General features: G+C 61.2%; 11 protein-coding genes and 1 rRNA gene. 8 read left to right on the top strand and 4 right to left on the bottom strand.

All coding sequences use genetic code 11. From position 1 onward, the window contains the following. Positions 1-3: 3 nt before the first annotated feature. The 7 genes from DFR45_RS05610 to DFR45_RS05580 all read left to right on the top strand — a co-directional run bounded on the left by DFR45_RS05610 (position 4) and on the right by DFR45_RS05580 (position 7,777). Positions 4-789, top strand: coding sequence for an ABC transporter ATP-binding protein (locus tag DFR45_RS05610; RefSeq protein ID WP_114482734.1), 786 nt, complete (start codon positions 4-6; stop codon positions 787-789). 15 nt (positions 790-804) lie between these two features. Continuing rightward, complete coding sequence (locus tag DFR45_RS05605; protein WP_114482733.1) at positions 805-1,734, top strand: branched-chain amino acid ABC transporter permease; 930 nt, start codon at positions 805-807, stop codon at positions 1,732-1,734. A gap of 100 nt (positions 1,735-1,834) precedes the next feature. Then, the gene (locus DFR45_RS05600) at positions 1,835-2,911 is read left to right on the top strand and encodes a branched-chain amino acid ABC transporter permease (RefSeq protein ID WP_114482732.1); all 1,077 of its coding nucleotides are present in this window, start codon (positions 1,835-1,837) and stop codon (positions 2,909-2,911) included. 140 nt (positions 2,912-3,051) lie between these two features. Then, positions 3,052-4,392 carry an ABC transporter substrate-binding protein gene (locus tag DFR45_RS05595; RefSeq protein ID WP_114483011.1) on the top strand — a complete coding sequence of 447 codons (1,341 nt, stop codon included), beginning with the start codon at positions 3,052-3,054 and terminating at the stop codon, positions 4,390-4,392. A 156-nt stretch (positions 4,393-4,548) separates the two neighbouring features. Continuing rightward, positions 4,549-5,358, top strand: a complete 810-nt coding sequence (locus DFR45_RS05590) for an ABC transporter ATP-binding protein (RefSeq protein WP_114482731.1) — start codon at positions 4,549-4,551, stop codon at positions 5,356-5,358. An 82-nt stretch (positions 5,359-5,440) separates the two neighbouring features. Continuing rightward, a complete protein-coding gene (locus tag DFR45_RS05585; RefSeq protein ID WP_114482730.1) occupies positions 5,441-6,688 on the top strand; it encodes a phenylacetate--CoA ligase family protein in 1,248 nt (415 codons plus the stop codon). 90 nt (positions 6,689-6,778) lie between these two features. Next, on the top strand, positions 6,779-7,777 hold the full coding sequence (locus DFR45_RS05580; protein ID WP_114482729.1) for a tripartite tricarboxylate transporter substrate-binding protein: 999 nt from the start codon (positions 6,779-6,781) through the stop codon (positions 7,775-7,777). Between the two features lie 74 nt (positions 7,778-7,851). Here DFR45_RS05580 and DFR45_RS05575 read toward each other — a convergent pair whose 3' ends face one another. Beyond that, complete coding sequence (locus tag DFR45_RS05575) at positions 7,852-8,703, bottom strand: PhaM family polyhydroxyalkanoate granule multifunctional regulatory protein (RefSeq protein ID WP_144686962.1); 852 nt, start codon at positions 8,701-8,703, stop codon at positions 7,852-7,854. A gap of 96 nt (positions 8,704-8,799) precedes the next feature. Beyond that, positions 8,800-9,294 (bottom strand): copper chaperone PCu(A)C, encoded by a 495-nt coding sequence (locus DFR45_RS05570; RefSeq protein WP_241659294.1) that lies wholly within the window; start codon positions 9,292-9,294, stop codon positions 8,800-8,802. Between the two features lie 443 nt (positions 9,295-9,737). On the opposite strand from DFR45_RS05570, the gene DFR45_RS05565 reads away from it, so the two are divergent. Further along, positions 9,738-10,109 carry a TraR/DksA family transcriptional regulator gene (locus DFR45_RS05565; protein WP_114482726.1) on the top strand — a complete coding sequence of 124 codons (372 nt, stop codon included), beginning with the start codon at positions 9,738-9,740 and terminating at the stop codon, positions 10,107-10,109. Between the two features lie 69 nt (positions 10,110-10,178). Here the strand turns inward: DFR45_RS05565 and DFR45_RS05560 are convergent, their stop codons facing one another. Next, on the bottom strand, positions 10,179-11,231 hold the full coding sequence (locus tag DFR45_RS05560) for a CobW family GTP-binding protein (RefSeq protein ID WP_114482725.1): 1,053 nt from the start codon (positions 11,229-11,231) through the stop codon (positions 10,179-10,181). A gap of 328 nt (positions 11,232-11,559) precedes the next feature. After that, positions 11,560-11,672: ribosomal RNA gene (gene rrf / locus DFR45_RS05555) — 5S ribosomal RNA — on the bottom strand. Between the last annotated feature and the right edge of the window lie 231 nt (positions 11,673-11,903).

The following is an 11,903-nucleotide window of genomic DNA, read 5'->3' as shown; positions in this document are numbered from 1 at the left end:
CCCATGAGCAAAAAGAAGATCGGCGAAGTCATCCTCGACGTGCGCAACATCAGCCTGCGCTTTGGCGGCGTGAACGCGCTCACCGACATCAGTTTCAACGTGCGCGAGCACGAGATCCGCGCCATCATCGGCCCCAACGGCGCGGGCAAGTCGTCGATGCTCAACTGCATCAACGGCGTCTATACGCCCTCCGAAGGCTCGATCACCTTCCGCGGCCAGACCTTCAGCCACATGAACAGCCGCCAGGTGGCCGAGATGGGCGTGGCGCGCACCTTCCAGAACCTGGCGCTGTTCAAGGGCATGAGCGTGATCGACAACCTCATGGCCGGGCGCAACCTCAAAATCAAGAGCAACCTGTTTCTGCAGGCTTTGCGCATCGGCCCGGCGGCGCGCGAAGAAGTCCAGCACCGCGCCTTCGTCGAGCGCATCATCGACTTCCTCGAAATCCAGGCGTACCGCAAGACGCCCGTGGGCCAGCTGCCCTACGGCCTGCAAAAGCGCGTGGATTTGGGGCGCGCGCTCGCCATGGAGCCGCAGGTGCTGCTGCTCGACGAGCCCATGGCCGGCATGAACGTCGAGGAAAAGCAGGACATGTGCCGCTTCATCCTCGACGTGAACGACGAATTCGGCACCACCATCGTGCTCATCGAGCACGACATGGGCGTGGTGATGGACATCTCCGACCGCGTGGTGGTGCTCGACTACGGCAAAAAAATCGGCGACGGCACGCCCGACGAGGTGCGCAACAACGAGGAGGTCATTCGCGCCTACCTCGGCACCGGGCACTGATGGGAGACCAATCACATGGGATTTTTTCTTGAAACCCTGTTCGGCGGCCTCATGGCCGGCATGCTGTATTCGCTCGTGGCGCTGGGCTTCGTGCTGATCTTCAAGGCCAGCGGCGTGTTCAACTTCGCGCAGGGCGCGATGGTGCTGTTCGCCGCGCTCGCGATGGCGCGCTTTTCGGAGTGGGTGCCGCACTGGCTCGGGCTGCAAAGCAAGTTCCTCGCCAACACCATCGCCTTCGCGCTCGCCGCAGCCTGCATGTTCGTGCTTGCCTGGGCGGTGGAGCGCCTGGTGCTGCGCCACCTCGTGAACCAGGAGGGCGTGACGCTGCTCATGGCCACGCTGGGCATCACCTACTTTCTCGACGGCCTGGGGCAGACGCTGTTCGGCAGCGACATCTACCCGATCGACGTGGGCATGCCCAAAGACCCGCTGCTGCTGTTCGAAAACACCTTCCCTGGCGGCATCATGGTGAACCAGGAAGACCTGATCGCCACCGTGGTGGCGGCACTATTGGTGTCACTGCTGTCGCTGTTTTTCCAGAAGACCAGCACCGGCCGCGCGCTGCGCGCCGTGGCCGACGACCACCAGGCTGCGCAGTCGATCGGCATTCCGCTCGCGCGCATCTGGGTCATCGTCTGGTGCGTCGCGGGCATCACGGCGCTGGTGGCCGGGGTGATCTGGGGCAGCAAGCTGGGCGTGCAGTTTTCGCTCGCCACCGTGGCGCTGCGCGCGCTGCCGGTGATCATCCTCGGCGGCCTGACCTCGGTGCCCGGCGCGATCATCGGCGGGCTCATCATCGGCGTGGGCGAAAAGCTCTCCGAGGTCTATCTCGGCCCCTTCGTCGGCGGCGGCATCGAAATCTGGTTTGCTTACGTGCTCGCGTTGGTGTTTCTGCTGTTCCGCCCGCAAGGGTTGTTTGGGGAAAAAATCATTGATCGCGTCTGATTTCTCGCTCGCGCCCGATGAACTTCAAATTCAATAGCTGCCAGCGCTTGATACACCTGCACAAACGGCCATTTTGACTCTTATTTCCAAAGGCTGACCCATGTTTTACCGCGAGAACGGCCAGTTCAAAACCAGCTACCAGGCCGACCAGCAGATCTTCCCCGTGGCGCAAGACCGCTGGGCCATCGTGGCGCTGCTGGCGTTTGCCTTCGTGGGCGTGCCGCTGCTGGCCGACGAGTACCTGCTGCGCGCGATCCTGATCCCGTTCCTGATCCTCGCGCTCGCCGCGCTCGGGGTGAACATCCTCGTGGGCTACTGCGGGCAGATTTCCATGGGCTCGGGCGCGTTCATGGCCGTGGGCGCGTACATGGCCTACAACTGCTTCGTGCGCATCGACGGCATGCCGCTGCTCGTGGCGCTGCTCGCGGGCGGTTTTTTTGCCACACTCGTGGGCATGGTGTTCGGCGTGCCCAGCCTGCGCGTCAAGGGCCTGTACCTGGCCGTGGCGACGCTCGCGGCGCAGTTCTTCTGCGACTGGGCTTTTTTGCGCATCCCATGGTTCACCGACAACAGCCCCTCGGGCTCGGTGTCGGTGGCCAACCTGCAAGTCTTTGGCTGGCCCATCGCCACGCCACTGCAAAAGTACCTGTTTTGCCTGGCCCTGCTCGCGCTGTTCGCGCTGCTCGCGAAAAACCTGGTGCGCGGCGCGATCGGGCGCGAGTGGATGGCCATCCGCGACATGGACGTGGCCGCCGCGGTGATCGGCATCCGCCCGATGTACGCCAAGCTCAGCGCCTTTGCCGTGAGCTCGTTCATCATCGGCGTGGCGGGCGCGCTCTGGGCCTTCGTGCACCTGGGCTCGTGGGAGCCCGCGGCCTTTTCCGTCGAGCGCTCGTTCCAGCTGCTGTTCATGGTCATCATCGGCGGCCTGGGCTCCGTCATGGGGAGCTTTTTCGGCGCGGCCTTCATCGTCGTGCTGCCCATCTTTCTGAGCCGCTTCCTGCCCGTGCTCGGTGCGCTGTTCGGCGCCGAGGTATCGACGGCGCTGCTGTCGCACACCGAATCCATGGTGTTCGGCGTGCTCATCGTGTGGTTCCTGATCGTGGAGCCGCACGGCTTGGCCAAGCTCTGGAGCATTGGCCGGCAAAAAATGCGCCTGTGGCCCTTCCCGCACTGACACTTCTGGACTTACGCAAACAAGGAAGCAGCAGAGTGTTTTGCCATGGGGCGAGTGCCTTGCCTCACCCCGATTTGCGTAAGTCGTGACTTTTCCCACCCTCGTTCGTGCTGACCGATTTTTACCAAGGAGACCTCGTGATGAAGCTGCGCAACCTCGTCCTTTCCGCGTCCGCCCTGGGCGCGGCCCTCTCCGGCGCCCTGGTGGCACCGGCCGCCCTGGCCCAGCAGACCAAGGAGCAATACCTGCCCGCGCTGGTCTATCGCACCGGCCCCTACGCGCCCAACGGCATCCCCTGGGCCAACGGCTACGCCGACTACATGAAGCTGACCAACGCGCGCGGCGGCATCAACGGCGTGAAGGTGCTGGTCGAAGAGTGCGAAACCGCCTACGCCACCGACCGCGGCGTGGAATGTTACGAGCGCCTCAAGGGCAAGAACGGCGGCGCCACGCTGATCCAGCCGCTGGCCACGGGCATCACCTTCGCGCTCACCGAAAAGGCGCCCATCGACAAGATCCCGCTGCTCACCGTTGGCTACGGCCGCAGCGAGTCGCAGGACGGCGGCGTGTTCAAGTGGAACTTCCCCATAGGCGGCACCTACTGGGTCGCGGCCGACGTGCTGCTGCAGCAGATCGGCAAGAAGGAAGGCGGGCTCGACAAGCTCAAGGGCAAGAAGATCACGCTCGTCTATCTCGACAGCCCCTACGGCAAGGAACCCATCCCGCTGCTGACCGAGCGCGCCGCAATGCTGGGCTTTCAGTTCAACGCGCTGCCCGTCACCGCGCCCGGCGTGGAGCAAAAATCCACCTGGCTGCAGATCCGCCAGCAGCGCCCCGACTACGTACTGCTGTGGGGCTACGGCATCATGAACTCCACCTCGCTCAAAGAGGCGCAGGCCACGGGCTACCCGCGCGAAAAAATGTACGGCGCCTGGTGGTCGGGCGCCGAGCCCGACGTGAAGGACGTGGGCATGGGCGCCAAGGGCTACAACGCCGCTGCGATGCAGCACGGCGCCGAACCCGGCTCCGCTGTGGTCAAGGAAATCCTCGACAAAATCCACGCCAACGGCCAGGGCACGGGGCCCAAGGAAGAAGTCGGGCAGGTGATGTACATGCGCGGCGTGGTCAGCGCCATGTACGCCGTCGAGGCCGTGCGCGCCGCGCAGGAGCGCTTCGGCAAGGGCAAGGTCATCACCTCCGAGCAGGCGCGCTGGGGCCTCGAAAACCTCAACCTCACGCAGGCCAAGCTCGACGCGCTGGGCTTCAAGGGCGTGCTCAAGCCCGTCTCCACGAGCTGCTTCGACCACATGGGCGGCAACTGGGCGCGCATCCACACCTGGGACGGCAGCAAGTGGCAGTTCTCGAGCGACTGGCTGCAGGCCGACGAGCAGATCCTCAAGCCGCTGGTCAAGAGCGTGGCCGACAAGTACGCCGCCGAGAAGAAGATCACGCGCCGCTCTGCTGCCGATTGCCAGTCCTGATGCACCAGTCCTGATGCGCCTGTCCTGATGCACCAGTCCTGATGCACCAGTCCTGATGCGCCTGTCCTGACCACCGCGCGCAAGGCCATCCCGCGCAAGGGCTTTTTTCGCCCTTGCCTGCGGCCCTTGCGCCGGACACCCCCTCGAGAGCACCCCATGGATTCGAAAAACATCGTCCTCAACGTCAACGGCATCGAGGTCATCTACAACCACGTGATCCTCGTGCTCAAGGGCGTGTCGCTCAGCGTGCCCGAAGGCGGCATCGTTGCGCTGCTGGGCGGCAATGGCGCGGGCAAGACCACCACGCTGCGCGCGATCTCCAACCTGCTGCAGGGCGAGCGCGGCGAAGTCACCAAGGGCGCGATCACGCTGCGCGGCGAGCGCATCGACAACCTCACGCCCGCCGAGCTCGTGCAGCGCGGCGTGGTGCAGGTCATGGAGGGCCGGCACTGCTTCGCGCACCTCACGATCGAGGAAAACCTGCTCACGGGCGCCTACACGCGCAAGAACAAAGGCGAGATCGCGGCCAACCTCGACAAGGTCTATACCTACTTCCCGCGCCTCAAGACGCGCCGCCACTCGCAGGCCGCCTACACCTCGGGCGGCGAGCAGCAAATGTGCGCGATCGGCCGCGCCCTCATGACCCAGCCCAGCGTGGTGCTGCTCGACGAGCCCTCGATGGGCCTGGCGCCGCAGATCGTCGAAGAGGTGTTCCACATCGTCAAAGACCTCAACGAGAAAGAAAAAGTCACCTTCCTGCTGGCCGAACAAAACACCCACATGGCGCTGCAATACGCCGATTACGGCTACATCATGGAGAGCGGGCGCGTGGTCATGGACGGGCCCGCTGCCGACTTGGCGAATAATGAGGACGTCAAGGAGTTTTACCTTGGCATGGGCGGCAGCGAGCGCAAGAGCTTCAAGGACGTCAAAAGCTACCGACGGCGCAAGCGCTGGCTCGCGTGAAGCCTCACTCGATTCAGAGTATTTTTGGCCACTAGCTCTTGATACACAAGCGCCAGCAGCTCCTTTTAAAATAGCAAACGCCATGACCGAATTCTTCGACTCCCTCGAAACCCGCGACCCCGCCGCACGCGAGGCCGCACTGCTCGCCGCGCTGCCCGCGCAGATTGCGCACGCGCGCGCCGCGGCGCCGGCTTTTGCCGACATCCTCGCGCACGTCGATCCCGCCCAGGTCACCAGCCGCGCCGCGCTCGCCCAGCTGCCTGTCACGCGCAAGCACGAACTGCTCGAGCGTCAAAAGGCGCAGCGCGCGATGGATCCGCTGGGCGGCTTCAGCACGCTGCGTTTCGGCCCCGCCATGCCGCGCGTGTTCGCAAGCCCCGGCCCCATCTACGAACCCGAAGGCACGGCGCGCGACCAGTGGCGCACTGCGCGTGCGCTCTACGCCGCAGGCTTTCGTGCGGGTGAGCTGATCCACAACTGCTTCAGCTACCACTTCGTGCCCGCCGGCGCCATGATGGAAAGCGGCGCGCACGCGCTCGGCTGTACCGTCTTTCCCGGCGGCACAGGCCAGACCGAACAGCAGGTGCAAGCCATGGCCGAACTGCGCCCGGCGGGCTACGTGGGCACGCCGAGCTTTCTCAAGATCATTCTCGAAAAAGCCGCCGAAATGCAGGTGCCCCTGCTCAGCGTGCGCAAAGCGCTGGTTTCGGGCGAGGCCTTCCCGCCCTCGCTGCGCGACTGGCTCACGGCACGCGGCATCGCGGCCTACCAGTGCTACGCCACGGCCGACCTGGGCCTGATCGCCTACGAAACCAGCGCACGCGAAGGGCTGGTACTGGATGAAGGCGTGATCGTCGAAATCGTGCGCCCCGGCACCGGCGAGCCGCTGCCCGAAGGCGAAGTCGGCGAGCTCGTGGTCACCACGCTCAACCCTGCGTACCCGCTGATCCGCTTCGGCACCGGCGACCTCTCCGCCATCCTGCCCGGCACCTGCCCCACGGGCCGCACCAACACGCGCATCCGCGGCTGGCTCGGGCGCGCCGACCAAACCACCAAGGTGCGCGGCATGTTCGTACATCCCGGCCAGGTGGCCGACGTGGTGCGCCGCTTTCCGCAGGTGTTGCGCGCGCGCCTCGTGGTCAGCGGCGAAATGGGCAACGACCAGATGGTGCTGAAAGTGGAAACCCGCGAAACCGCCGCGGGCCTCGCCCAGTTGCTCAGCGAAACCATGCGCGAAGTGACCAAGCTGCGCTGTGAAGTCGAAATGCTGCCGCCCGGCTCGCTGCCCAACGACGGCATCGTCATCGAAGATGCGCGCAGCTACCGCTGAACCACTGCTGCTCCTGCCGCCGAAGATCTCATTTTGATAGCTATCCACACTTCATAAACGGGCACAAACACCATATTTGAAGGAGAATCCATGCGTTCCCTGCTGCACCACACCCTGCCGGCCCTCGCCCTCGCTGTCGCCCTCATCCCCGCTGGCGCACATGCCGAGGACTTCCCGGTCAAGAACAAGACCATCACCATCGTCGTGCCCTACGCCGCCGGCGGCCCCACCGACCGCGTCGCTCGCGACCTCGCCGAAGCCCTGCGCAAACCCCTGGGCGACGTGAGCGTGGTGGTGGACAACACCGCAGGCGCCGGCAGCACCATAGGCACGGCGCGCGTGGCACGCGCTACGCCCGACGGCTACACCCTGCTGCTCAACCACATCAGCATGGCCACCATGCCGACCATGTACCGCAAGCTGCCGTTCAGCGTGTCCAGTGATTTCGAATTCCTCGGCATGGTCAACGACGTGCCCATGACACTGATCGGCCGCCCCACGCTGCCGCCGAACAACTATAAAGAGCTCAGCACCTGGATCGCGCAGAACAAAGGCAACATCACCCTTGGCCACGCCGGCCTGGGATCGGCCTCGCACCTGTGCGGCCTGCTGTACCAGTCCGCAATCAAGGTCGAGATGACCTCCGTGCCCTACAAAGGCACGGCCCCGGCGATGACCGATCTCATCGGCGGCCAGATCGACCTGCTGTGCGACCAAACCACCAACACCACGGGCCAGATCGAAGCGAAAAAGGTCAAGGCCTACGCCGTCACCACGCTCCAGCGCCTACGCACCCCCGCCCTCAAAGACCTGCCAACGCTGGACGAATCCGGCCTGAAGAACTTCCAGGTCACGATCTGGCACGGCCTGTACGCACCCAAGGGCACGCCTGCAGCCGTGCAGAAAAAGCTCAACGACGCACTCAAGCAGGCGCTCAAAGACCCGGAATTCGTGAAAAAACAGGAAGGCCTGGGCGCCGTCGTCGTGACCGACGGGCGCATCGACCCGGCAGGGCACAAGAAGTTCGTGCTCGCCGAAATCGACAAATGGGGCGCAATCATCAAGGCTGCGGGCAGCTACGCTGACTGAGAGACTGAGAGCTTTTCCGCCGCGGCCGAAAATTCTCCGCCTCTAAGCCGCCGCCACCGCAGAGCGCGCCGGTCTCAGCGCGCGCTCTTGCCTGTGGCTGACTTGCGCGCTGGTGCTGCCGCCTTTTTGCTGGCTGGGCGACGGGCCTGCGCTGGCGCTGGTGCCGGCGCAGCGCCCTTGCGCGCCACGCCCTTCGATGCAGGGGACTTGCGGCTTGCGGTCGCATTTTCCTGCACACCGGGTGCTGTCTTTTGCACCGTCGCGGCCTGCGCCATTTTTTGCGCGGCCTCCTGCATGCCCTGCCAACTTTGCGCAGCCATTTGACCCATCTGGCTCGCAGCACCCGCGGCAGATTGCAGCGCCTCCTGGACTGACGCGGGCGCTCCTTGCGCCGCAGGCGCGGCCATCTCCTGTAGCGCCTGCGTCGCAATGTTCTGAAATTGCTGGGTCAGCGCCCCCCACCATTGCATAGGGTCGAGCATGCTTGCTGCCTGCGCAGTCTGCGCATCGGCACTCGGTGCATCCGGCTTGCTTCCTTCCGACGCTGCTTTGGGCGTCTGCGCAGGCTCTGACGGCTTGGCAGGCGTGGCGGGTGCGTTGGCAGGGGCCGACTTTCCTTGCTGAAAGTTTTGCACCATGTCGGCAAAGCCCACGTTCATGCCCTGTAACGCGCTCAGGGTCATTTTTTGCACCTCGAGCGCCTGGACGGTGGCCGCCAAAGCGCGCGCATTCTGCTCAAGCCAGAACTGCACCGCCTTGAGATCATCTATGCGCTTTTGCAACTCCTGCACATCGATGGTCGGCGCCACCCAGCTCGCAAGATGCGGCATCTGCCCCCTGCCTCCCGATGCACCCTTGACCAAGTTTTGTAAAAAGTCAAATCCAGGCACCATGGCGCTGAAGCTCCACTGCGGTGTATCTCCCATGCTCTCTCCTTGCTGTATTCAAAAAACGCGCACTCACAACATTACGCAATATCATGGCAGCGTACACCGCAAAGCCCGCATGACCCCTGCAAAAACTCAATGCGAGTGTCCACTCTTCATGCTGTGCGCTCCTGTAGTCGCAGGCTGGTCCGTCACTGGCACTTGCAATTGCAGCTGGCTCTGCGCCCCCTTCGGATCCTGGAACACCAAGGTCAACGGAATGCTCGAGCCTTTTTCCAATGGTTTTTTCAAGTCCATCAACATCACATGGTAGCTTCCGGGCTTGAGTTCCACAGGCTTGCCTGCAGGAAGATCCAAACCAGAAATCGCATGCATGCGCATGACGTTCCCCTCCATGACCATTTCGTGTACTTCCGTCACGCCCGCCACGGGCGACTCGGCACGAACCAAGCGCTGGTCCTCCTTCGCTGTCATCCGCATGAAGGCACCCGTAGCCTTTTGTCCCGTCACCGGAGCACGGACCCACGCATTTTCCACAGTTACAGGCGCGGTCGCGCTTTGTGCCATCGCCTGACCCGCAAAAACAGCGCCCGCAACCATGAACGATGCGGCAACGCCTTGAAATCGCATTTTCATCAGAGACTCCTTTTAAAGATGAAGCATTTGTTCTCGAAAACAGCCAGACCGCGTCATTCTAGCGCACGGTAGTCTCTCGAGACTACGACAAGTTCACTCCACCCATCCTACATTCTTGACTTCAGTCAATCCCAATACGCTGCTATGGACGCAAAATGCAAAAATATGGCTTATGCTAGTGTAGTGTTTGATGCTGGATGCGACAAATAAAACCGATAAATTTTTGGTCTTGGCAAGGCGCAAACCGCAGCGATACCAGGTGGTATCGCGAGGGTTTGCAACGCGGCCCAGGCCGAAAAGATGCGGTTTTATGTCGCAGATAGCGTCGAACACTGCACTAGCAATCAACCTTTGCTAAGCCCCCTCTCCCATGGAGAAAAGCCTCAGCGCATCCTTGTTGACTGAAGAAACCACCTCTCTTTTTGGAGCCACTATTTATGGACAGTACCCAAGCCGCCCCCTTCAAAGAAAAGCTGCTGGAAATGCAAGCGTCACTTTTGGACAGCATTGCCTTACACCGTGGCGGACTCGTCAGCCGCGCCGAAGCTACTGCCGAGCATTTTGCCCAGCTTGAAGATCCGCAACCTGAGGTCGCAGCGAAAAAAGAAGACGAGCTCTCCATTGACGAGCATGAAGTGGCTCGCCTTGCAAACATAGCTGCCGCTCTAGAACGCATTGCCTCTGGCACTTATGGTCAATGCATCGATTGTGGCGACGAGATACCAATTGCACGACTCCAAGCCGCACCCGAAGCGCTGCGCTGTATCGCGTGCCAAGAAGCATTCGAAAAGCTCCATCCGCCTCAATAGATTGCCTTGCGCCCCAATGGCGCACTACCCCGTCCAGCACATTCAAAATGTGTTGTATTCATTCTTGGCTCATGCCAAGCTTTGCTCCAGCCCTTGCCGTAGTATGTCCTGCGGCAAATCAATGCCAATGAATACCATTTTGCTGTTACGCCGCTCCTGCGGAGACCATTCCGGGCCAAGATCCGTGCCCATGAGTTGATGCACGCCTTGGAAGATCACCTTGCGCTCCGTGCCCACCATGTGCAAAACCCCTTTATAGCGCAGCATACGAGGACCATAAATGTTCACAACGGCACCAAGAAAATCCTCAAGTTTTGCAGGATCGAACGGGCGCTCAGCATAATAGACGAAGCTTTTGACGTCGTCATCATGATGATGGTGACTTCCATGTCCAGCATGCCGATGGGAAGGATCATTACACTGAACACCATGCCCATGGTCATGGTCGCAAGCTCGATCGGTGTCGCCGAGCAAGAAATCTGGCTCAATATCTAGCTTTGCGCTCAGATTAAATCCTCGCAAGTCAAGCACTTCATGAATGGGAACTTGACCGAAATGTGCCGCCATAATGGGCGCACGAGGATTTATGCGCTTGAGCCTATGGCTCAGCGCATCTATTTCTTCAGCACTCACAAGATCGGCTTTGGACAAGAATATCCGATCTGCAAAACCCACTTGACGCCGCACCTCCTGTCTGCTGTCGAGTTGTTGCTGCGCATGCTTCGCATCCACCAGCGTAATGATTGAATCGAGTAGATAGCTTTCAGCTATTTCATCATCCATGAAAAAAGTCTGCGCCACCGGTCCAGGATCTGCCAATCCAGTTGTCTCGATCACGACGCGATCGAAATAAAGCTCGCCCTCACGCCTTTTGGCAGCTAATAATTGCAAAGATGCGCGCAAATCTTCGCGGATGGTGCAACAAATGCAGCCATTGCTCATTTGCACGATCTGCTCATCAGATTGGGCCAGAAGAATATCGGCATCTATGTTTTCCTCGCCAAATTCGTTTTCGATAATGGCGATTTTTTGCCCATGTGCCTCGCTGAGCAAGCGCTTAAGTAGCGTCGTCTTGCCAGAACCGAGAAACCCAGTAAGGATAGTGGCGGGGATGAGGGTCATGATAGAAGCAAAGGATGATATAAAGGCTTAAACCCAGATTGTCCATTCGGCGGCGCTGCGCGCCTACGCGGGTGCTGGTGGACGTCTGCCGGTCATTTTGGCCGCCGCTTCGTCGTTCATGGCACCGACCATGCACTTCTCAGCAGCGACCAAACTCCCTCGACAGTCGCCTCGCCATCATCCCGCGTCCTAATGGAAAATTCGGGTTAAATGTAAGCCGCAGTCAACAAAATCAAGCGAACGCACCGTCCGTTCTTCTTGGGTGGAAGATGCTACCTCAAAAGAAAACTCCCCCCAAGCCGAAGGCGAGGGGGGAGTTGCATGAGGAGCCTGACGATGACCTACTTTCGCACGGGGATCCGCACTATCATCGGCGCGAAGCTGTTTCACGGTCCTGTTCGGGATGGGAAGGGGTGGTACCAGCTTGCTATGGTCATCAGGCGAAACTTATGCCGAGCTGTTGGTTGTTGTTATGTTGGGGGAGACAGCGCGGCGAAGATCATAGAAGTCGAATCGAGGAGAATTGGTGATTGCGTTTTTTGGCGTGACTACGAGCGACGCTGCGACAAGTATGAGTAGTGGGTACTTACATACGAGTGCATGCATTGGAACTTTGCTTTGGTCAGTCAAAGTTATAGGGTCAAGCCGCACGAGCAATTAGTACTGGTTAGC

This window comes from Extensimonas vulgaris, assembly GCF_003337425.1.
Taxonomy (GTDB): Bacteria; Pseudomonadota; Gammaproteobacteria; order Burkholderiales; family Burkholderiaceae_C; genus Extensimonas; species Extensimonas vulgaris.
This window is presented reverse-complemented; position numbering and strand designations above follow the sequence as displayed.